Source organism: Okeanomitos corallinicola TIOX110, assembly GCF_038050375.1.
Classification (GTDB): Bacteria; Cyanobacteriota; Cyanobacteriia; order Cyanobacteriales; family Nostocaceae; genus Okeanomitos; species Okeanomitos corallinicola.
This window is the reverse complement of record NZ_CP150886.1, coordinates 1177198-1198872: the sequence shown is the minus strand read 5'-3', so window position 1 is coordinate 1198872 and position 21675 is coordinate 1177198. Positions and strand designations below refer to the sequence as shown.

19 protein-coding genes are annotated in these 21675 nt (G+C 35.9%); 12 read left to right on the top strand and 7 right to left on the bottom strand.

The window, feature by feature from the left end; translation table 11 throughout:
* Positions 1-69 precede the first annotated feature (69 nt).
* The gene (locus WJM97_RS05225; protein WP_353931982.1) at positions 70-648 is read right to left on the bottom strand and encodes a DUF1517 domain-containing protein; all 579 of its coding nucleotides are present in this window, start codon (positions 646-648) and stop codon (positions 70-72) included.
* Positions 649-759: 111 nt separating this feature from the next.
* Positions 760-2316 carry a pentapeptide repeat-containing protein gene (locus tag WJM97_RS05220; RefSeq protein ID WP_353931981.1) on the bottom strand — a complete coding sequence of 519 codons (1557 nt, stop codon included), beginning with the start codon at positions 2314-2316 and terminating at the stop codon, positions 760-762.
* An 84-nt stretch (positions 2317-2400) separates the two neighbouring features.
* Here WJM97_RS05220 and WJM97_RS05215 point away from each other — a divergent pair, with 84 nt between their 5' ends.
* The 3 genes from WJM97_RS05215 (at position 2401) to WJM97_RS05205 (ending at position 6299) form a co-directional block, all read left to right on the top strand.
* Positions 2401-3237, top strand: coding sequence for a prephenate/arogenate dehydrogenase (locus tag WJM97_RS05215; RefSeq protein WP_353931980.1), 837 nt, complete (start codon positions 2401-2403; stop codon positions 3235-3237).
* Positions 3238-3416: 179 nt separating this feature from the next.
* On the top strand, positions 3417-3923 hold the full coding sequence (locus WJM97_RS05210) for a 2TM domain-containing protein (protein WP_353931979.1): 507 nt from the start codon (positions 3417-3419) through the stop codon (positions 3921-3923).
* A 315-nt stretch (positions 3924-4238) separates the two neighbouring features.
* Positions 4239-6299, top strand: a complete 2061-nt coding sequence (locus WJM97_RS05205; RefSeq protein ID WP_353931978.1) for a serine/threonine-protein kinase — start codon at positions 4239-4241, stop codon at positions 6297-6299.
* 28 nt (positions 6300-6327) lie between these two features.
* On the opposite strand, the gene WJM97_RS05200 is transcribed toward WJM97_RS05205, so the two are convergent.
* The 3 genes from WJM97_RS05200 to WJM97_RS05190 form a co-directional block, all read right to left on the bottom strand.
* Entirely contained in the window at positions 6328-7593 is a 1266-nt protein-coding gene (locus tag WJM97_RS05200; protein WP_353931977.1) for a tetratricopeptide repeat protein, read from the bottom strand.
* Between the two features lie 175 nt (positions 7594-7768).
* Complete coding sequence (locus WJM97_RS05195; RefSeq protein ID WP_353931976.1) at positions 7769-8449, bottom strand: 2OG-Fe dioxygenase family protein; 681 nt, start codon at positions 8447-8449, stop codon at positions 7769-7771.
* Between the two features lie 119 nt (positions 8450-8568).
* Complete coding sequence (locus WJM97_RS05190) at positions 8569-9633, bottom strand: diguanylate cyclase (protein WP_353931975.1); 1065 nt, start codon at positions 9631-9633, stop codon at positions 8569-8571.
* Positions 9634-9891: 258 nt separating this feature from the next.
* Here WJM97_RS05190 and sfsA point away from each other — a divergent pair, with 258 nt between their 5' ends.
* The 3 genes from sfsA to WJM97_RS05175 all read left to right on the top strand — a co-directional run bounded on the left by sfsA (position 9892) and on the right by WJM97_RS05175 (position 13539).
* On the top strand, positions 9892-10617 hold the full coding sequence (gene sfsA, locus WJM97_RS05185; protein WP_353931974.1) for a DNA/RNA nuclease SfsA: 726 nt from the start codon (positions 9892-9894) through the stop codon (positions 10615-10617).
* A gap of 342 nt (positions 10618-10959) precedes the next feature.
* Complete coding sequence (locus tag WJM97_RS05180) at positions 10960-11799, top strand: polysaccharide deacetylase family protein (RefSeq protein WP_353931973.1); 840 nt, start codon at positions 10960-10962, stop codon at positions 11797-11799.
* Positions 11800-11832: 33 nt separating this feature from the next.
* Positions 11833-13539 carry a glycosyltransferase family 39 protein gene (locus WJM97_RS05175; RefSeq protein WP_353931972.1) on the top strand — a complete coding sequence of 569 codons (1707 nt, stop codon included), beginning with the start codon at positions 11833-11835 and terminating at the stop codon, positions 13537-13539.
* An 18-nt stretch (positions 13540-13557) separates the two neighbouring features.
* Here WJM97_RS05175 and WJM97_RS05170 read toward each other — a convergent pair whose 3' ends face one another.
* Positions 13558-14535, bottom strand: coding sequence for a carbohydrate kinase (locus tag WJM97_RS05170; RefSeq protein ID WP_353931971.1), 978 nt, complete (start codon positions 14533-14535; stop codon positions 13558-13560).
* Between the two features lie 339 nt (positions 14536-14874).
* On the opposite strand from WJM97_RS05170, the gene WJM97_RS05165 reads away from it, so the two are divergent.
* The 6 genes from WJM97_RS05165 (at position 14875) to WJM97_RS05140 (ending at position 20869) form a co-directional block, all read left to right on the top strand.
* On the top strand, positions 14875-15153 hold the full coding sequence (locus tag WJM97_RS05165; protein ID WP_353931970.1) for a helix-turn-helix transcriptional regulator: 279 nt from the start codon (positions 14875-14877) through the stop codon (positions 15151-15153).
* 420 nt (positions 15154-15573) lie between these two features.
* On the top strand, positions 15574-16227 hold the full coding sequence (locus WJM97_RS05160) for a DUF6391 domain-containing protein (RefSeq protein WP_353931969.1): 654 nt from the start codon (positions 15574-15576) through the stop codon (positions 16225-16227).
* A 60-nt stretch (positions 16228-16287) separates the two neighbouring features.
* Positions 16288-17298 carry a glycosyltransferase gene (locus tag WJM97_RS05155; protein ID WP_353931968.1) on the top strand — a complete coding sequence of 337 codons (1011 nt, stop codon included), beginning with the start codon at positions 16288-16290 and terminating at the stop codon, positions 17296-17298.
* A gap of 531 nt (positions 17299-17829) precedes the next feature.
* Positions 17830-19065: a tryptophan synthase subunit beta gene (gene trpB, locus WJM97_RS05150; protein WP_353931967.1), complete on the top strand. Its 1236-nt coding sequence runs from the start codon at positions 17830-17832 to the stop codon at positions 19063-19065.
* Between the two features lie 526 nt (positions 19066-19591).
* The gene (locus WJM97_RS05145) at positions 19592-20140 is read left to right on the top strand and encodes a CAP domain-containing protein (RefSeq protein WP_353931966.1); all 549 of its coding nucleotides are present in this window, start codon (positions 19592-19594) and stop codon (positions 20138-20140) included.
* 99 nt (positions 20141-20239) lie between these two features.
* The gene (locus WJM97_RS05140; protein ID WP_353933112.1) at positions 20240-20869 is read left to right on the top strand and encodes a ribonuclease H-like domain-containing protein; all 630 of its coding nucleotides are present in this window, start codon (positions 20240-20242) and stop codon (positions 20867-20869) included.
* 25 nt (positions 20870-20894) lie between these two features.
* Here WJM97_RS05140 and WJM97_RS05135 read toward each other — a convergent pair whose 3' ends face one another.
* On the bottom strand, positions 20895-21302 hold the full coding sequence (locus WJM97_RS05135; protein ID WP_353931965.1) for a rhodanese-like domain-containing protein: 408 nt from the start codon (positions 21300-21302) through the stop codon (positions 20895-20897).
* Between the last annotated feature and the right edge of the window lie 373 nt (positions 21303-21675).

Here is a 21675-nt window from a genome sequence, read left to right as displayed (position 1 = left end):
ATGATAATTTTCCTGATTTGTTAGCTATACATTGCCGTTGAATTGTATAACTCTAGACTAACTAACAAGTTACAATGGGATCAATTCTGGAAAATACTGTAATAACTGATCGTTGGTTAATTCGTCTCCATATTGGGCTGGTGAGAAATGTTCTTGGATAGCCCGGATTTTATTTTTCTGCTGTAAATTAATTAAAGCTTTTAAGCCTTCTGTTAAGGCGGGAATGTTAGAAAGGTCTGTTTCTAGTTCTGGCACTTCCCCTTCATAAGCTACTGTCAACATGACCACTACGTTGCGGGTTGCGGGTAGAGATAAAGGTTCTTGTTGATCAAAATCTAATTCAGCACCGTATCTGGAAGCAGAGTCGGTAAATATTTCATTAAAATAATCCCCTGCTTCTCCTTCGTTCCAAAATACATCCCCTTCATTACTGGCTGAAAGCCAATATTCGTCATATCGGAGTAAGGTTTCACAAATTTCTACTAATCCTTCTCCCATTACTTCTATATCACCTTCAGCGTCTACTGCTTCCCTGGCAGCACGGTTTAATACTCCTAAAATTGGTGCTACTTCACTACCACTCAAATGTAGGAATAGACGACAAACAACATAGCGGGTTTTACCCATCATTTTATTAAAGAGGCTCATAGTCTTCTCCACTAATTTTTTGAGCTACAGACAAGGATTGTTGAGGGTGTAGGAAAAAAGATCAATATTCTTCTTCTACCTCCTGCCTCCTACTATGGTAATTACCGATTTCTAGGGGTTAATAACGTAAAAGTTCTCAATAAATTCCAAAATCATGTTGATGGAAGGTATATTGTATTCTGTGTCATTAGCCGGATCTTGATCTGAATCTGTTGTGGTACGATTGACCAATCGTTTACCAAAGTTGGGATTATCGTAAACAGTTAAGGACTGAGCGCTAGAGTTGGTAAGTATTATTTGGGTAGGTGCTTTGGCAAAGTCTAACTTAGCTGCTACTTCTAAATTTTTCTTCGTCTGTTTGATAATTTTTAATTTATTGATCGCTTCATCTAATAGAGACATTAACCTTTTTGCCAAAGATGATAATTTGGCATTTTTGGTATTTATCGCTTCTTGACGAATCATGTCTACTATATTGTAAATAATTTTTTGGGTGGTGTTGGCATCTTTAAAGGGAAGAATTGCCATAAAAGCTGTGGCTAGTAAGGCTTCGTCGCTATCTACCCGAAATGTAAAAGCTGTCTTGCGACTACCGCTTTCTACACTGGGAGGTTGAATAAGTCCTCTGTATTCCTGGGATATTTGGTAATAAGTTCCAGCTATGACAAAGTTAGCTTCGTATTCTAGGGGTAAATCAATAACAATGCGAATAGTGGGGGGAGTAGCATTGAAAAAGTCTTTTAATTCGTCTTCACTAAAATTTTGAATGATGGTGCGATCGCCTGTGGGGGAAAGATCTACCCATTCACATTTGATACCTTCAATTTTTAAGCCAAATCTGGAGGTAGCATACAGTTTTGCTCCTGTTAAAGTCGCTCCTGTTAATTCAGCACCCATCCATTCTACTTTTATTAATTTGGCTTGGGTTAAGTTGGCGTGTACTAAACTGGTGTTGCTTAAATTGGCGTTGGTTAAGTCAGCACCTTGTAAGTTAGCTCCGCTGAGTTTTGCCCCACTTAAATCTGCCCAAATTAAATTTGCTCCTCTTAAATCTGCCCAACGCAAATTTGCCCCACTTAAATCTGCACCACTGAGGTTAGCCATACAAAGATTGGTTTGCCTCATTTCTGCGTCTCGTAAATTTGCCCCACTGAGATCAGCCGCAGTCACATTACTACCACTCAAGTTAGCTATTTCTAAGTTAGCTTCCCGGAGATTAGCACCCCTCAAATTTGCGTCACTCAAGTTGGCATGACGGAGGTTAGCTTGTTGTAATGTCGCTTCCCTTAAATCGGCACTATTAAGGTTAGCTTCACACATATCGGCACGGCTAAAATCCGTACGAATTAATTCTGCTCGAATAAAGGAAGCTTGGCGCATTTGCGTGCGACTCATATCTGCACGCATTAAGTTGGCAACGTTAAAACTACAGTTATTTAATATTGATCCTGCCAGAGTTGCTCCACTGAGTCTAGCTACATTTAGTTTGGCATAACTTAAATCAGAGTCAATTAAATGAATACCACTCATGTTAGCAACGCTAAAATTGGCATCACTAAAGTTTATGCCTGTTAATTTAATTCCACTTAGATTGGTTTCAGCAAAGTTAGCCCCGCTGAAGTCTAAGACTCCGGTTGCATATTTTTCGAGTAATTCCTCTATAGTCATAAATCTACCTTTTAAATGCCAACTTCAATAGTTGGTAAAGTATGCAGAAGAGAATAATTCAACATTTAATAGTCAAGGGCAAAAATGAAAATTGGTATTTTGGGACTAGGATTGATTGGCGGTTCATTGGGTTTTGATTTAAAGTCTCAAGGACACTATGTTTTGGGGGTTAGCCGCCGTAAGTCAACCTGTCAAAAAGCGATGGAACTCGGCAGTGTTGATCAGGCTGCAACTGAATTGAGTTTTCTATCCACTGCTGAAGTTGTGTTTATTTGTACCCCTATAGGACTTATTGTCCCTCAAGTTGAGCAGTTAATAATTCATTTGCCTAAGACTACTATTATCACTGATGTGGGTTCAGTTAAAACACCTATAGTACAGGCAATTTCTCCTTTGTGGGAGAATTTTGTTGGTGGTCATCCGATGGCGGGAAACACAGATGTGGGTATAGATGCTGCACAAAAAAATTTGTTTGTAAATCGTCCTTATGTAATTACACCGATAGAAAATACATCAACTAATGCCATTACTGTTTTAGAGGATATTGTGCGATCGCTAGGTTCTATGATCTACCATTGTTCACCGGAAAAACACGACCGGGCTGTAAGTTGGATTTCTCACCTACCAGTGATGGTGAGTGCTTCTTTAGTAGCAGCTTGTTTAAGTGAATCAGATCCAGAAATTTTCCAACTAGCACAGAACTTTGCCAGTTCAGGATTTAAAGATACCAGCAGGGTTGGGGCTGGAAATCCAGAATTAGGAGTAATGATGGCACAATATAACCGTCAAGCACTAATCAATTCACTGTATCAATATCGTCAAAATCTGAATGAGTTTATTGATATCATTGAACAAGAAAAGTGGGAACTATTAACAGAGAAACTCAAACTTAATCAACAAAATCGTCCTAGTTTTTTGTAATCAAGTTAACTGCTGGTTGATTATTTGGGACTGAGTAGAGACATGATCACGGTAAAGTCTCTACCTTGAGATTTGAGATTAATTCTGCAATTAGTGGAGATTTGCTACTCTATAAGTAGTAGAAAAACAGCCAATGGTAGTTTAGCAGTCTATTAAAACTAATATTCACAAATAAAACGATGAAAAGCAATGAATCTAACAACCTGCGTTCCTATAGCCAAGAAGAAGTGCAGCAGATTTTACAATTAGCCATCGCTCGTCAAACAGTAGAAAGTGATCAAGAATTTTCGTATCAGCAAATTATGGAAATTGCTAGTGAGTTACAAATTTCACCAGAATTAGTAAAACAAGCAGAATCTGACTGGCTTACCCAACAAAGTGAAGTACAACAACGTCAAGCCTTTGATCTTTATCGCCGAGGAAAATTTAAAAAACGGCTAGGTAATTATGCGATTATTAACAGTTTTTTAATATTAGCAGATTTTGTAGGTGGTGGTACTTTATCCTGGTCACTATACATTTTAATATTTTGTGGGTTAACAATTTTCCTCGATATTTGGAACACCTTTCAAAGCAAAGGAGAGGATTATGAAAACGCCTTTCAAAAATGGAATCGTAAGCATCAAATCAAACAAACTATTAACACAGTTTTAAACAAATGGTTTAAAGGATTACAAACCCATTAAATATCATGTATCAGTATTCAGGAGGATGAATACATAAATTTAGTAGTCCGGAAAACAAAAAATAATTTTACCTTTAATTCATAAAATAAACCTTTGATGAACATTGTTAATTGAGCAGTAATTAACATAGGCATCATATATTTTCATGGCAATTTGACCAGATTCTAAATATAAGTCGCTGTATAATTAGGAGAAAATTAATCAGAGTGCATAAATAATCAGTAGAAACATTATTCAGTTTGTAAGTTTTAAGTTTAACTTTAACTTTAAGTTTTAACTTTACATCTTTACCCATGCAGTCACTCTTATTTAATTATGATATGCTGCCTAAATCCCGATTGCAAAAATCCACAAAACCCCGATGGAAAAGAGGTTTGTCAAAGTTGCAATACACCTTTAGTTCCCCTGCTCAGAAATCGTTTTCGTGTCATTAGTTTACTTTCAGATGAAGGGGGATTTGGTAGAACCTATTTATCAGAAGATACAGATAAATTAAATGACCTTTGTGTAGTTAAACAACTAGCACCAAAATTTAAAGGAACATGGTCACAAAAAAAAGCCATGGAGTTGTTTAGCGAAGAAGCAAAGAGACTTCAAGAACTGGGAGAACATCCACAAATACCTACTCTTTTAGCTTACTTTGAACAAGATAACTGTTTATATTTAGTTCAACAATTTATTGATGGCAATAACTTATTACAGGAATTACAGTTAAGAAAACACTATAGAGATTGGGATATTCAATCTATATTATTAGATTTGTTACCCATCCTCAAATTTATTCACAATCGCGGAGTTATTCATAGAGACATCAAACCAGAAAATATTATCCGTCGTAAAGTTGACGGTAGATTAACATTAATTGACTTTGGTTCTTCTAAACAATTAACAGCTAGAGTACAGAAAAAACATGGTACTTCAATAGGTTCGCATGGTTATTCTGCAATCGAACAAATCAGGGATGGTAAAGCATATCCATCTAGTGATTTATTTAGTTTAGGTGCAACTTGCTTTCATTTATTGACAGGAGTTTCTCCTTTTCAACTATGGATGGAACATGGTTATAGTTGGGTAAAAAATTGGCAGGACTATTTACATTCACCCGTTAGTAATGAACTAACAACGATTATCAGTAAATTATTAGAAACAGACATTCAAAATCGTTATCATTCAACCGATGAAGTAATTAGAGATTTAAGTAAACAATATACACATCTTTTAGCACCTGCTAGTAATTCATTTTTGCCAACCTCAAAACACAATAATTTTTATCCTAAAAAATATCTGTTTTTACGAAATTTGTTATTAATAATCACAACCATGGTATTTTTAGGTTTAGGAGAATTTGGTTATAGAAATTTTCATCAGTTACAAACTGCAATTTCTTCTAGATTTAGTAAAAATAGAATGACTGAAAATACTCAGCCTGTAGTTTACCAAGAACAACAAGAGTCAAAAGAAAATGTTGTTTTAATGAAAACAATTACAGAAATAAATAATAGTAACTCACTGGCTTCAGTTATTATTACTCCAGATGGAAAAAGTATTGCTAGTGGTGTCAATAAATCCATAAAATTTTGGGATACAGCTACAGGTAAAGAGATTATTACCCTCACAGGACATGAAAAAAATATTAATAAACTCGTTATTAGTGCCGATGGAAAAATCCTGATTAGTGGGAGTGATGACAAAACCATTAAAGTTTGGAATTTAGATACGGGTAAAGTTATTCATACTTTAATTAGTCATACTGATTCAGTTTATGCTTTAGCTATTAGTAAAGATGCTAAAACTTTAGTTAGTGCTAGTGATGATAAAACTATCAAAGTTTGGAATTTAGATACAGGTAAATTAATTCGTACTCTAACAGGTCATTCTGACTGGGTACGTGCTTTAGCTATTAGTTCTGATGGTGTAACTATTGCTAGTGGTAGTTTTGATAAAACTATTAAAATTTGGAATATTAATCAAGAGACCCCGATTAATTCTTTAACACCAAATTATCAAACAGTGACATCATTAGCATTTAGTCCCGATGGTAAGATTTTAGCTAGTGCTAGTCGAGATCGCACAATTAAACTATGGGATATGGTAACAAATAAAGAAATCCGTACCTTGGAAATAAATAATAATGCGACATCTTTAGTGTTTAGTCCTCATGGTAATATTCTAGTCGCTGCTAATCGAGATTGTTCAGAATGTCACCTAATTATTAATTCTGAAATCAAAATGTGGGATGTTAACACAGGTGAAAAAATATTAACCTTAACAGAACACACTAAAACAGTCAATTCTTTAGCTTTTAGTGCTGATGGTAAAACTTTAGTTAGTGGTAGTGATGATCAGACTATTAAGATTTGGAATTTTCCTTTCTAAGATAGAAAAAACAGAATTTATCATTAAATTAACGTCTATCTCTTTCTAAATCATCAATTACCTTTTGTAAATACCATTGTTCCGTCATTCCTGGGAAAAAATCCTTTTTTTGTTGAATTAATCTTTCTGCTATTTCCCAATGTCCTCCTACCATTCTTAATAACCTCTGGCGCAATAAATTATAGGTAGCTTTGGTTGTTTCTGGTAGAGATGATTGGATTTTTTGCAGACTATTTAATACCTGTTGATAATTCTTCCAGTCTTCTTGTTCGCAATAAATACTAGCAGCTTTTTGATAATCGGCCACAGCATTTGACATTTCTTCCAAACAGGTATGAGAAATGCCACGATTATAATAAGCTAAAGGATGCTCTGGATTGATATTTATAGCTTGGGAATAATCTTGAATAGCTGCTAAATAATTACCCATTGATTGATAAATATTCCCCCTGGAAATATAGACTAAAACATCTTCTGGCTGCATTTCTAAGGCTTTATTAATATCAGCTAATGCTCCTTGGTGATCTCCTAAATGAGAACGAGCTTTACCCCGATTTCGATAAACAATAGCATCTTGAAAATTTAATTTTATTGCCTGATTAAAATCTGATATTGCATCTCGATAATTACCAACTTTGCAATATACAACCCCACGACAACAATAAGCATATACATCTTGAGAATCGGCAGTTAAGATCCAATTTAAATCAGCTAATGCTTCGATTGTATCGCCATTTTCAGCCTTATCTAATAATTGTCTAAAATAATCTTGAGTTGAGATAACTTTAACTGGTTTTTGTATTTCTGGATTTGCTTGAGGTGGTGATTTTGGTTGTAGTTGTTTAATTTTCTCTAAACACTGTTGAGCATTGTCTTTATCTTTTGCTGCTAAATATAATTCTGTGGCTTTTTTAAAATTAGCAATCGCCTCTGGAAGATTTCCTTGTTTGCGCTTCACTGTTCCCAGTAAATCATAAACAGCCCCATGATGAAGTTTAAACTGAATTGCCTTTTCTACATCTTCTAAACAACCAGATAGGTTTTTTAAATCTAACTTAGCTAAAGCCCGAAAATAATAAGCCTTAGCATTTTCTCCATCTAACTTAATAGCCTCATTATAATCAAACACCCCTTGTAGAGTTGCACCAGAGTAATAATAGGCTAAACCTCTTTCTATATAAGCATCAGTAAAATCAGGATTTTCCTGTATAGCTTGATTAAACTCCTCAATAGCAGCAATATAGTCTTTTTGTTTAGCCTTTTCTAAACCACGAGCGTAAAATTCTAAAGTCATAATTTTGTATCATATTTCACTATCTTCATTGTAAATAAATTTGGTGAAAATATACAGATATAGAGACCTTCTAGAGAAAGTCTCTACTTTATGTGTCAAAGTGTTAATTTCAGATCAGCAAATCTAATCTGCGTTTATCTGTGTGTATCTGCGGTTAATTATTTCCGCTTGTACCTTACATCATTTCTAAGTCTGTCATTAAACTAGGAGAAGTTAAAACAAAAACATCCCTAGCACCAGGGGCGGGAATTTCCGACTTAATCGGGCTAGTAAAATGGAAAAACTGATGATCATTAACTACAACTAACTCACCTGGTTGCAGAATTTTATTAAAAACAGGCTTCTCTTTTTTAGCAGTATATAAATGTGTTTCTCCACCTTGAATATTTTCCCGATTGACAGAAAAAATCCCAATAAAATCAGTGCCATCTTGATGAATACCTTCAGGTGCAGGATTTCCTGAATGTCCAGGTGAACAGATAGTTCTGATTTGATGCACACCAATTTCCGCTTCTGGATGCAGTTTACAAGTATCAATAAATGCTAAAACTAGACTTTTAAAAATATCCAGTTCTATCATTTCATCTTCTAACTCTGCAAACTCTCTTTTAATATCACCCAACAAAGGATTATATTCTCTGCGTTGGCATAAATGACCATGGGGAAGTTTAATCAATCTCTCCTCAGCAACCATGATTCTTGATAAACGTCGAAAACGATATTTTCCTTTAATATAAGGATCTAAAGGTAAATTCTGAAAAAATAGTTCAAAACCTTGTAGATTAAGAGAATTTACTTTCCTCAAAGTAAAGAGAAAAGCATATTCTAATTCTGTCGCATGGGAAACTTCTTGCATAGGATTTACCTCCTTGCATTTTTAAGTCCTACCCATTTTTAGATATGGGAGGTCTGTAATATATATTATAGTCAGCTATCAATAAAATGTAGTAAATTTAACTACATTTTTGCTGTTAGTTAATCTTGTCTTTCGTAGACATTAGCATGAGCTAAGGTAATCATATTTTCTAAGGAAATTGTTGAGGAATAATTATAGTCTTTGACACCAATATTGACTATTAGGGAAAAAGGTAAATGGTGAGCTTGATTAAATTCAGAAACATTAGTTTTGACTCGTTCCTCTATCACATCAACAGTGAGGCTGTATCCCTGTATTAATACGACAAATTCATCTTCACTAATACGCCCCAAAGTATCAGAATTACGGAAACTCCGTTTTAGTAACCGAGAAAGTTCTATCACAGCATCTTCAGCTAGTCCAATACCAAATTGTTCCTTAATATCTGCTAGTCTATGGAGTTCAAAAAACATCACACCAGTATGGATTTTTGACCGCTTAGATAATCTTAACTGTTGTTCAGCCAATAGGAAAAAACCACGCCGATTATTTAATCCTGTTAGTTCATCAGTCAGGGAAAGACGGCGCACTTCTGCTTCCATGGCTTTACTTTTTTGGATTTCTTTTTGTAAAAGAGTATTAGCCTTTTCTAAGGCAATTGTGTGATCGCTTAATTCCCGTTTTAATTGAGAATATACTTGTAAATTTTCAACTGCCACCGCTGTACTTTTCGCCAGTAATTCTAGTATTTCTAACTCTTCCGTAGTCCCTTGATGGTGATTAGACCAATAAGCACCAATTGCACCAACTGGTTTTTCACTACAAATGGGAACTACAGTCATACTTTCAATAAAGTTATGTTTATAAACATGAATATAAACTTGTTGCTCATTTAAAATGTTTTCTATAATACGTGTTTTTCTATTCATCATTACCCAACCAGAAATATCGAGATTAACGGGAAATCTCTGACCTTTCAACACAGGAGTAATAGCATTTTCATCAACATAATAGGAAAAGCCATTATCTAAAATCGCAAAAGTAGCACCATCAGAATGTGTCAGTTCTCTGACTGCTAATAAGACAATTTTCGTAATCTCTTCTAAGCTATGAGCTAAACACAGATTTTGAGAGACTATTAACAAACGTTCTATTGACCGTAAATAATACTCAGTAGTAACCATTAGTAGAACCAGGTTTGATGTATATAAAGTTCTGATATTTTATATTTTCTATAGTGTCTCATTAATAAGCCAAAATATTAAAATATAGCAGGTGACAGTGCTAAAAGCCTTTCAGTGTGTAAGTTTTAGTGTTAATTAATGTCCTAACTGCTTTGTCTAAGGCTATACTATATATTAAATAATAAATCTAATGCTTATTTTAGAATCAGGTTGATCGTATATTGACTAATAATTATAATTTAGAAATTACCAAACATAATGGCTGACTGGCTTTATCGCTATCCTAATTTATACGAAGGTATTTTAATTAAACGTTACAAACGTTTTTTTGCTGATGTAGAACTTAAATCCGGGGAAGTTGTCACTGCACATTGTCCCAACACTGGACCGATGACAGGTGTATCAAAAGTAGGTAGTCCTGTACAACTTTCTTTTAGTGATAACCCTAAACGCAAATTAGCTTATACTTTGGAATTGATTCAAGTAGAAGATATAGAACCTATTTGGGTGGGTGTAAATACTGCCTTACCTAATCGTGTAGTTAAAATTGCTTTAGAAAAATATTTATTTTCTGAATTGAAAGAATACACCCAAGTCAAGGGAGAAGTGGTGTATGGCAAGGATAAAAAAAGCCGTGTAGATTTTTATTTAACAGGCGATGAAACACAACGTCCAATTTATTTAGAAGTAAAAAATACTACTTGGTCACAGGGAGATTTAGCACTATTTCCTGATACAGAAACCACCAGAGGACAAAAACATTTAAGAGAATTAATGGATGTTTTACCCCAAAATCGGGCGGTAATGTTGTATTTTATCAATCGTGGTGATTGTACACAGTTTGCTCCTGGTGATAGTACCGATCCTATTTATGGTCAATTGTTACGGGAAGCGATCAATGTAGGTTTAGAAGTGTTACCTTGTCGGTTTGATATTTCCCCGGAAGGTATTCGTTATTTGGGTTTAGCAGAGTTGAAGATGTAATTGATACTATTGAGCCTTGGTGAGATTAAAGGACTGATGGATGTGTGGGAGCCAATATGTTTGTCTACTACAGTTTAGCGCAGTTAAAAAATCAGGATTTTCGTGTTCTAGACTTCTTTCCTGTCTTAGCAGTTCCTCAAAAAGAGCGTCTTTCTTGGGTGGTTTAGGAAGAAGGGAAATCGCCATATCTAGTTATTGAATCACTTTCAGAAAGCACAGCGAAAAATGATCTAAAAACAAATATTCTAACTTCTGACTCCTGAATTCTTATAAACCAATCTCAAAAGGTAGTTACTTATAATCTGATATACTTTCAATGTTAGAATTTTTGCTTAACCTGTCATGATGCCTTTAGTTAAACCCTTGATTCAGGGATTTTATTTCCTGGGTTTTGGCAAACATCGTCCATCGAAATTCAGATTTTCTAAAATCCTGCCTCTGTTATTAATAGTAATAGCAATTTCCTGTTTTTTAGAATTGGCTTGGCCAAAGCGTTTCCTGCTTCCCAGCCTATTTGGAGAGTCAGTATTTTGTGTCAACACTCCTGATAAAGTTTTAGCACTGACATTTGACGACGGCCCCGATCCAGTTTACACTAGAGTCATTTCTCAAATCCTGTTAGATTATGAGGCGCAGGGAACATTTTTTGTCTTGGGAAAACACAGCGAAAAGTATCCCCAAATTCTCCGAACTTTGGAAAAACAGGGACATGAAATAGCAAACCATACCTGGCATCATTACAATCTCAATAGTAAATTTCAAGATATTATTTATAAAGAAATTACCGAAACTGATATTTTAATTAATCAATTAATCTCACCAAACAATATTCACTTTAGACCCCCTTTTGGTCGTGCTGGTTTTGTGGTCACGAATGTTTTAAAACAGATGCACAAACCGATTATTTTTTGGGATGTAGATTTACAGGACTGGCGTGGTAAATCTGCTGCGGAAATGATGCAGAGATTTGAAAAAAATTTTCATAACGGTTCAATTATACTTTTACATGATTCAGATGGGACAGCAAAAGAAGGAGTATATGCTAGTCGCCATAATACTGTAGAGGTAGTAGAGGAAATTTTGCAGACTTATACTCCCCAGGGATATGAATTTGTAACTGTATCAGAGTTATTAAAAAGAGGAAATGTAGTTAAAGTACAAGAACGCTGTTTAAAAAAATAAAAGTTTAAAAAATAAAAGTTTAAAAAAATAAAAATGGACTTAAATAATAGACGCTCTACCGTTTCTGCTCCCTGGTTTCATCCTTTACTGCTGCTGATTTGGTTGATCATTGGTATCGGCTTACGTTTGACTAATTTAACAGCTAAACCTCCGTGGACTGATGAATTTGCTACTTTAGTATTTAGTTTGGGAAATAGTTTTTTACCAGTACCTTTAGATCAAGCGATCGCCCCTGATATTTTATTAAAACCATTGCAAATAAATCCCACAGTTGGTATGGGAGATGTAATTGCTCGTATTCTCACAGAGGATAATCACCCACCACTATATTTTGTCCTGGTTCATCTGTGGATGCGGTTATTTCCTCACCCAGAAGGTTTAGTATCCCTATTTGCAGCACGTTCATTTCCGGCTTTACTGGGTGCAGTTTCTATTCCCTGTGCTTATTTTTTAGGTAAATTAGCTTTTCGTTCTCCATTAGTCGGACAATTAGCAGCTGCAATGATGGCAGTTTCACCATACGCAGTATTCTTAGCACAAGAAGCCCGTCATTATACCTTGGCTATGCTGTGGGTGATGCTTTCCCTCGCTTGCTTGGTAGTTGCTATTCGTCATTTGGAAAAGCAAAAATTATTACCTTTGTGGTTAATTATTGCTTGGGTGGGAGTTAACGCCTTGGGTTTTGCTACTCATTTCTTTTTTGTTCTCACTCTTGGCGCTGAGGCTGTAGTTTTAATTTTTGTAGCTTGGAAACAACAAATTCAGACAAAAACTTGGGTGTTGCTTTCTCCTCCGTGGTGGCGGCTTTATTATGTAGCAGTTGGTACGGCTGTTGCTGGGTTAGTGTGGTTGCCTGGTTGGTTACAAAATCGCTACATTGGCGCGTTAACAGAGTGGATTAAAGGTGAGCGCGTGGGATTAAGTTGGATTAGCCCCATTTTTCAAGTTTTAGGTACATGGATTACCATGATTTCCTTACTCCCAGTAGAAGCACCTCAGTTAACGGTGGTTATATTATCTGGGTTGGTGATGTTAATTTTCTTTATTTGGGCATTGCCAATTTTAATTAGGGGAATAAAAGTTCAATTACAAGAACCGGAAATTGGTTCTATCACTCAGGCATTTGTTGGGGTAGTATTAGGAGCGATCGCTTTCTTTTTCTGCTTTACTTATTTCCTGGGTATTGACCTCACCAGGGGCGCTCGCTATAGTTTTGTTTATTTTCCAGCAGTAATAATTTTAGTGGCTGCAAGTCTGGCAGTTTGTTATCAAAATCCCAACACCGGCAAATGGGGTATCACTGGCAAACAAGCTGTCATCTTGATTTGGGTAATGGGATTAATCAGTGCCATCACAGTTACTTTTAATCTTGGTTATCGCAAATATTACCGCCCTGATTTATTTCTTCCCATAATTACACAAAATTCTTCAGTACCAGTTCTCATTGCCACAACCCACAAAAGCTTAGTCCAAACTGGGGAAATGATGGGCATAGCTTGGGAGTTAAAATTCTCTAGTTCACAAGCTAACACCCAATTTCTCCTTGCCCATCAAGGCCAAAACCCCAATACTTCTACTACAGCCCTAGAACAGACTATCAAAGAATTACCACGACCTTTTGATTTATGGCTGGTCAATTTTCATGCTCCCATGAGTCAGGAAGTGAAAAAATGTCTGCGTGATGATCAAAAGTTGCCGGGAATATATGGGTATGAGTATGAATTGTTTCACTGTAAATGAACTGATAACTGTGAAGTATTAAAGTTGATGATCAGCTAAAAAAGCCTCAACTTCAGCCGCAGTTGGTTGGGAGGCGATCGCACCTGGTTTAATGGTAGTTAAAGCCCCCACTGCACTAGCATAGGTAATTACACGTTTAGCAGTGGCAGCATCTTTTAAACTGTTAATACCTAACTGAATTAACTGATGGATAAAACCAGCTAAAAAGCTATCTCCTGCACCAGTAGTATCTACCACAGGCATAGCAAAAGCAGGTAATTTACCCTCATTTTCACCTAAACAATAGGCACAACCATTTTCACCATCAGTTACTAACACTCCTTCCAAAGAATTGAGACGGTAAGTAATAGCACCAGGATCAGTAGTATTAAATAACCATTGAGCCTCTTCCTTAGTCAGTTTGAGAAAATCGAATCGTTGTAACAAAGCCTCAATTTTTTGTTTTGCCAGATTAGCATCTTGCCAAAATACAGGTCGCCAATTGACATCTAAAATTATTTTCAGGTCATATTGTTCTGCTAACTTCAAAGCTTGGTGAATAGCTGCCTCACTTTCGGGATAAGCTAACTCTAAAGTTCCCAAAACTAGAAAATCAGCTTCGTTAAACAAAGATTCTGGCAATTGTTTAGCTTGTAGGCGAGTATCAGCAAATTCGCTAGTATCATATTTACCAAAACCAGCAAAAGAGCGATCGCCATTTAAATCTCTAACCACATAAACCTGTCGAGTTGGGGCTGCGGGATGTTGTTGTACACCAGTTGTATCTACACCTACTTCTTGTAATAGTTGTACCAGCTGTTGACCTGGGTTATCTTCTCCTACTGCACCAATAAACCCTGCTGGTGTTCCCAGCTTGACCAAAGCACAAGCCACATTAGCAGGCGCTCCCCCTGGGTAGGGAGTCCAAGACTTGACTTCTTCTAGCTTTAGCCCCATTTGATCGGCTAAACAATCAAACAAAACTTCGCCAAGGCACAAAACACGGGGATTACTCATCTCATTTTCGATTTACGACTTGGGATTTGTGACAAATCTGTATAAAATCTACAACATTATCTCTCTGTCTCCTGTTCTTCACACAATACAATCACAATTTTTATTCCTAGATATAGTAGAAAATGCGATGAAATCCCCAGATACAGCAGTTTCATTAGTAAAAGTTAGTTACTTTTAATACACAAATTCTCATAATTGACATTAACCTTCAGATCAAATCCAAAGAAATTATGGACTTTGGTATTAGTAGAAACATTTATAATGTCTAGCTCTGAGAGAATCTTTTAGAATTAGAAAAAGTGATTGAGTACATATACACAAGAGAGGATTAAATAGGCCATGGCTGCTAGTGAGTCTGGGACACCTGTCAGTCTGTCAGACAGAGAACTGCAAATTATCGACTTAGTGGCCGTTGGCTTAACTAACCAAGAAATTGCAGCAAAGCTGGAAATCAGCAAACGGACAGTTGATAATCATATCAGCAACATCCTGACCAAAACTAAAACCGAAAACCGAGTCGCTTTGGTTCGCTGGGCTTTGCAATGGGGTAAAGTCTGCTTGAATGATGTTAATTGTTGTACGTTACCTAATCATTCTGATTTACCCGTGACTGAGTGAACCGCGATTCATCGCCTTTACTTGCTCAAAATTCATTTCTGAAGTTTAAAAATTGTTTTGCTCCTCACCCATATTTTTCAGGGTCAACCTTCTACCACAAGTTCCTTGACTTTCAACTCACCACAACAGAACCTTGAAGAAAGGATCAAGGAATCTACAACAGCTTTCAGCGGTCAGCAGTAAAAACCTTGTGGTGCAAATATTTGTGATGACTATCTGTACATCATTGACCTGCAATAGCTGAGACTTCAAAAAACGTAATACTCACATCAGATCCCTGATTTTCCTAAAAAGTCGGGGATCTATATCCAGAAGGACTGATGTTTAATTATGTTGACCAGCCTATCAAGAAAAGTTATCAATAATTCAGTTTTACAGAGGTTATATTGAAAATACATTTGTTTTATCTGCTTGGGTATTATGAATATTCCTGCTTCTTTTCCAGATCAATCTTCTCCATTTGATTTTTTGAACTTTGACTGGATTACACCAACATCTAATCAAGATACTGATTTATTAGCACAATTATCTTTTGTCCCTGGTTTACAAGAAATTCTCACACTACGTCAAGTTCACGCTCTAGAACACGCCACAGTTTGGGTTTTAGGTGAAACAAAAAACGTCTACTCCTCCCCTCGTCAACCTACCAATGTACAATTCGATAACGAATCATTAAGCGGGTTGTCCACAGAACAGGGATTTTTCCTTTATGGTGATGTGAATATTAGCCAATTGCGTCGTGCTGTTACACTAGCTCAACATCGTCTCACCAGTGGAGAATGGGATTTAGCGGTTCATCCCCGTTGTGGGACAAATTTATCTGTATCTATGGTTTTAACTGCTGGGTTAGCTGTAGGTGTGTATGTAATGTTACCTTTCCGACCCATTGAACAACTGATTGGTTTAGGACTTGCTGCAACTACTGCATCAGAACTTGCACCAGACTTAGGAGCGATCGCCCAACGTTATATTACAACTTCTATTCCCTTTAATCTCTCTATCGAAAATATTATTTTCACAAGAGATACTTGGGGTAAAGAAGCACATTTTGTGCAAGTAAAATGGCAAGGTTGAATTAGGTTACAGGTTACAGTTAAGAGTGAATAGGGAATAGGGAATAGGGAAAAAGTGAACATGAGAAAACTTTATTTTTTACTGCCAGGAACAGATGGTAAATTTGCTTGTGGTGGTTTATGGGCAGAATTAAAAACAGTCAAATTAGCTGCAAATATATGTAATGTAGAAGTTGTCACCTACCGTCAAAGAGAACCAGACAAACCATTTTTAGATGACTTATTAAAAAATCAAAACAATGAAAATTTAGATGATGTCATTTTTGTGATTAGTTGGGGATTTGATATTGCTAAATTAGCTCCCAAACTGCAAAAATATAACGTTGTTTATCATGCTCATAGTGCTGGTTATAAATTTAATCTTCCTCCCAGTATTCCCATTATTACAGTTAGCCGTAACACCATGGGATATTGGGGACAAAAAGCACCTCATAATTTAATTTATTATTTACCTAATCAAATTTCTGAAGCGTTCACAAATCTGCATTTCAAAAGAGATATTGATGTTTTAGTGCAAGCACGGAAATCTTCAGAATATTTACTCACACAATTAATTCCAGAACTACAAAAAAAGTGTCATGTCTTTGTTGTAGATTCTTATATCGAAGACTTACCAGGATTATTCAACAGAGCCAAAATTTACCTTTATGATTCCGCTGAATATTGGGCTTTACAGAATGTGAGTGAAGGTTTTGGTTTGCAACCAATGGAAGCTTTAGCTAGTGGTTGTCAGGTTTTTTCTAGTGTGAACGGCGGACTTTCTGATTATTTAGATCCGGGATTTAATTGTTATAAAATCGCAGGTTATGGTTTAGAATATGATGTACAAAGAATTTTAAAAGTTTTAGAATCTCCAGTTTCTTTAAATTTACAACCAGAAGTTTTAACAGAGTATAGAACCGAGAACATTATTAAAAAACTGACAATAATTTTATTAGAGATCAATGAGTTTTTTGATCATAAAAAAGATTATGCTGGGAATATTCCAGAATTAACACAAATACGATTAACAAAGTTATTGCTAGAAAGAGTGTATGGTAAAATCAAAAAGAAATATTTACAGAAACACTAAACATAATTATTAAGCAGAGAAAATACATAGGTTAGATTGGTGTTACATAACTATTGTACTATTTTTGGTACGATTAGATTAATCGAATATTCTAAAATCCTGTAAATCCTGTTCGCGCAGCGTAGCGGCCATTAATGCTTAAAAATACATGAATACAAGTTAAAAAGTTTGTTGTCAATTTGTTGCGAATTGGTATGAGTTTAGAACAAATTGCAGAAGTTAGTGAATTATCTCTTGCACAAATTCAAGCTGTACAAAAGGATATTCAAGAATCATAAATTACCCAAAAAAGCCGCGAGGAGATAGAAGAAAGGTTAGTTAGTAAGTAAGGGTTTAGCAATGCTAAACCCCTACAAAAGACATAGTTCTTTTCTTTGTTCATATTTTGTGTTTTATGTCAATGCGTCAATCCTAATTTCAGCCCTCTGAGTCAGAATACAATTAAGAGGTTTTAAATAAATTAAAACTAGAGGTGGAACCTCAATAGTTCTAGAATTAAAATTAACTTTGTTCTGTAATTTAAACTTATCTGTGACTATTACACCTATTTCTAACCCCTCAACAACTTCAGTTCCCGATAATTTGGGACGTTTTGGCCGCTTTGGTGGAAAATATGTTCCTGAAACCTTAATGCCGGCTTTAGCTGAACTGGAAACAGCTTATCAACAATATCGTAATGATCCTAGTTTTCAAGCAGAATTACAAGGTTTACTGAAAGATTATGTAGGACGTGCTACACCTTTATACTTTGCGGAACGTCTAACATCCCATTATGCCCGTCCCGATGGCACAGGAGCGCAAATTTACTTAAAGCGTGAAGATTTAAATCATACCGGAGCGCATAAAATTAATAATGCCCTGGGTCAAGTTTTAATGGCTAAACGCATGGGTAAACAGCGGATCATTGCCGAAACTGGGGCAGGACAACACGGTGTAGCTACTGCTACAGTCTGCGCTCGCTTTGGTTTAGAGTGCATTATTTACATGGGTGTTCATGATATGGAACGCCAAGCCTTAAACGTCTTCAGAATGCGCTTGATGGGTGCGGAAGTTCGTCCTGTGTCTGCGGGTACGGGAACTCTCAAAGATGCCACTTCTGAGGCTATCCGCGACTGGGTAACGAACGTAGAAACTACCCATTACATCCTGGGTTCTGTTGCTGGTCCCCATCCTTACCCAATGATGGTACGTGATTTTCATGCGGTTATCGGTCAAGAAACCCGCACTCAAGCAATGGAAAAATGGGGTGGTTTACCGGATATTCTCATGGCCTGTGTGGGTGGTGGTTCTAATGCGATGGGACTTTTCCATGAGTTTGTCAAAGAACCATCTGTGCGTTTAATTGGTGTGGAAGCAGCGGGGGAAGGTGTAAATACTAATAAACACGCTGCGACTTTAACAAAGGGAGAAGTAGGTGTATTGCATGGTGCAATGAGTTATTTATTACAAGATAATGAAGGGCAGGTAATTGAGCCTCATTCCATTAGTGCGGGGTTAGATTATCCTGGTGTGGGGCCGGAACATAGCTATATGAAGGATATTGGCAGAGCGGAATATTACAGTGTTACCGATGATCAAGCTTTAGAGGCATTTCAGCGCTTATCCAAGTTAGAAGGAATTATACCAGCTTTAGAAACTTCTCATGCGATCGCCTATTTAGAAACTTTGTGTCCTCAACTGAGCGGTAGTCCCCGGATTGTGATTAACTGTTCTGGTAGAGGTGATAAAGATGTGCAAACTGTAGCCAAATTTCTCACTCCTGAATAAATATTAGTTATTAGTCATTAGTCATTGGAAACGGAGGAAAAATAAAAGTTAATCTACTTACTCCGTTTCCTTTGTTGTCTTCATGATTAGTATTTAAACAGACTGGATATGACTGGTAACTTATGAATTATTAGGTTTTCAGTATCTCTGACATCTGTCAGCGGATACTATTTTTTATATATTTTTTTGATTAAAAATGTAATTACAAAGACATTTTGGCAGCATATTATAGCCATACAAGGAGATTTCTAGATATGAAATATTGGCGGTTTATTAGTCATAAAATTAGCAGATTTTCAGGAAACTAATATGTCATTTTGGAATTAATGCACATAAGCCTCCAGTTTTCTAGTACAGGTTGGTAATTCCTGATCAGGAAAATTCTGAACTTTAACCCTTAAACCATTACTCAAGTAACCCTGAGAAAATTCCTAAGTAAAAAAATACTAGACACTATCCTGTTACTTATTTTTAGTTCAGAAGATAGAGTATGTATCTTAAAAATCAATACAATACCTAATTGTCTATGTTTCGACAAACTGCTTTTGGCATGGCTTTAAGTGTACTTGTCCTGGCTAGTAGTTTCATGACTGTTCCTATCCGTCGTAGTAATTCTACTGAAACAGGTTCTCAAACTCAGAAGTCAATTAATACTACTATTCAGGCATCCATATCAAAATTTAATTCGCAAAATTCCCATTTAGAAAAATTAGTTTTTGACCAAATTAATCAATATCGAACTTCTCAAGGACTTTCAAAATTAACTTTAGATGCAAGTATTACAAAGCAAGCTAGAATTCATAGTCAAAATATGGCTAATGGTAAGGTAAAATTTAGTCATCACGGTTTTGAACAGCGAATTAAAGCTTTACCCCTCAAATATGAAAATGCTGCGGAAAATGTGGCTTTTAATGTTGGCTACAGTGACCCATCTAAACAAGCTGTTATTGGTTGGCTGAATAGTCCTGGACATTTAAAAAATATTCAAGGTAAATATACACTTACAGGCGTGGGAGTTGCCACTAATGCTAAGGGTGAAGTTTATCTCACACAAATATTTCTCCACACTAGATAGATTTAGTCAACTAATTTAGTCATAATTTTGACAAAAAAAGCTAGGTTTCTGATAAAGTAATTGCAATTAGAAACACTAGATTCTATTTGGGAAATATTAATGACATTACATGATTTTCAGGTGTGCGATCGCGATTTAGATGCAGCTACTTTAACTGAGTATTTACAAGCTGATGCTCTAGCTGTGGATACGGAAACTATGGGATTATTAACACACCGCGATCGCCTCTGTCTAGTGCAGTTGTGTAACCCAGAAGGAAAAGTTACCGTTGTCCGTATCGCTAAAGGCCAAGCAGTCGCACCCAATTTAAAACAACTCCTGGAAGCAACTAACATTACTAAAGTCTTTCACTTTGCCAGGTTTGATATTGCTGCTTTACGTCATAATTTAGATATTCATGTTAACCCGGTTTTCTGTACTAAAATTGCTAGTAAGTTAGCTCGTACGTACACCAACCGTCATGGTTTAAAAGATGTAGTTCAAGAATTAGAACAGGTGGAACTAGACAAAAGCTCTCAAAGTTCTGACTGGGGTAACGCGGTTAATTTATCCGCAGCTCAACTTAGTTATGCAGCTAATGATGTCCGTTATTTACTAAGTGTACAAAAAAAACTCACTCAAATATTACAACGAGAAGAACGCTGGCAACTAGCACAACAATGTTTTCAGGTTCTCCCCACAATAGTTTCTTTGGACTTGTTGCAATTTAAAGATTTGTTTGAACATTAACAGTAATTCGTAATTTGTAAACCTGTTAATTATGGGTAACTTTTGATTCAATTACACCTTCCGTTAGTCCACCAATCGCTTTCCACGCGGCAAAACCTCCCTTGAGTTCAGATACATTTTTGAACCCATCAGATCGCAATATTTGAGCAGCTTGGGCGGTTTGTCCTTCATTAATACCATAAACATAAATATCACGATTTTCATCTAAAAATGTTGATACAATTGCCCTTAATTCATCTATGGGTACTGGTATTGCTCCCATAATATGTCCTTGGTTATAGGTTAAGCGATCGCGGACATCTAAAATTGTAAATGCTGGTTTGCCCCATTCTAAACGAGATTTAACCACATGAACATCGGACTCTACTTCTACAGGTGGCTGTGAAGGTATAATACGACTGACCAACGTATTATCCTTGAGTTTATTTTTCATTCCCTCTATGCCTTGATTTTCTATTTCTTATATTTTTTACACCAATAATAATCTAACAAAACACTACAATATCTTTTTCCCTCTTAAGAATTAAAATCTAAATAATATTTGCAATAAAAAAATCTTCTTTTCTATTTATAGAATCTATCTTTTGATATACAGCAAATACCAAGAGATTTAGGCAAATATCTATCTCCAAAATTTATTCATAACAAGCATTATACTTACTGCTTAAATATATTTATCCTAATTTTATTGTTTTTATAAACTAAGCTTAACTTAATTGTGATATTAAAAAAGTTACTCCCATTTATCTGATCAAATTCAGTAAAAAGATTTATTGAAAATCAGGAATCATATCTATTTCTCATGT

What these genes read in the sequence shown, in the direction of transcription:
- WJM97_RS05170 (WP_353931971.1), bottom strand. Translation starts at nt 14,535, where the DNA reads ATGAGTAATCCCCGTGTTTTGTGCCTTGGCGAAGTTTTGTTTGATTGT.
- WJM97_RS05165 (WP_353931970.1), top strand. Translation starts at nt 14,875, where the DNA reads ATGGCTGCTAGTGAGTCTGGGACACCTGTCAGTCTGTCAGACAGAGAA.
- WJM97_RS05215 (WP_353931980.1), top strand. Translation starts at nt 2,401, where the DNA reads ATGAAAATTGGTATTTTGGGACTAGGATTGATTGGCGGTTCATTGGGT.
- WJM97_RS05225 (WP_353931982.1), bottom strand. Translation starts at nt 648, where the DNA reads ATGAGCCTCTTTAATAAAATGATGGGTAAAACCCGCTATGTTGTTTGT.
- WJM97_RS05210 (WP_353931979.1), top strand. Translation starts at nt 3,417, where the DNA reads ATGAAAAGCAATGAATCTAACAACCTGCGTTCCTATAGCCAAGAAGAA.
- WJM97_RS05220 (WP_353931981.1), bottom strand. Translation starts at nt 2,316, where the DNA reads ATGACTATAGAGGAATTACTCGAAAAATATGCAACCGGAGTCTTAGAC.
- WJM97_RS05140 (WP_353933112.1), top strand. Translation starts at nt 20,240, where the DNA reads ATGACATTACATGATTTTCAGGTGTGCGATCGCGATTTAGATGCAGCT.
- WJM97_RS05200 (WP_353931977.1), bottom strand. Translation starts at nt 7,593, where the DNA reads ATGACTTTAGAATTTTACGCTCGTGGTTTAGAAAAGGCTAAACAAAAA.
- WJM97_RS05190 (WP_353931975.1), bottom strand. Translation starts at nt 9,633, where the DNA reads ATGGTTACTACTGAGTATTATTTACGGTCAATAGAACGTTTGTTAATA.
- WJM97_RS05195 (WP_353931976.1), bottom strand. Translation starts at nt 8,449, where the DNA reads ATGCAAGAAGTTTCCCATGCGACAGAATTAGAATATGCTTTTCTCTTT.
- WJM97_RS05160 (WP_353931969.1), top strand. Translation starts at nt 15,574, where the DNA reads ATGAATATTCCTGCTTCTTTTCCAGATCAATCTTCTCCATTTGATTTT.
- WJM97_RS05175 (WP_353931972.1), top strand. Translation starts at nt 11,833, where the DNA reads ATGGACTTAAATAATAGACGCTCTACCGTTTCTGCTCCCTGGTTTCAT.
- WJM97_RS05145 (WP_353931966.1), top strand. Translation starts at nt 19,592, where the DNA reads ATGTTTCGACAAACTGCTTTTGGCATGGCTTTAAGTGTACTTGTCCTG.
- WJM97_RS05180 (WP_353931973.1), top strand. Translation starts at nt 10,960, where the DNA reads ATGATGCCTTTAGTTAAACCCTTGATTCAGGGATTTTATTTCCTGGGT.
- WJM97_RS05205 (WP_353931978.1), top strand. Translation starts at nt 4,239, where the DNA reads ATGATATGCTGCCTAAATCCCGATTGCAAAAATCCACAAAACCCCGAT.
- WJM97_RS05155 (WP_353931968.1), top strand. Translation starts at nt 16,288, where the DNA reads ATGAGAAAACTTTATTTTTTACTGCCAGGAACAGATGGTAAATTTGCT.
- sfsA (WP_353931974.1), top strand. Translation starts at nt 9,892, where the DNA reads ATGGCTGACTGGCTTTATCGCTATCCTAATTTATACGAAGGTATTTTA.
- WJM97_RS05135 (WP_353931965.1), bottom strand. Translation starts at nt 21,302, where the DNA reads ATGAAAAATAAACTCAAGGATAATACGTTGGTCAGTCGTATTATACCT.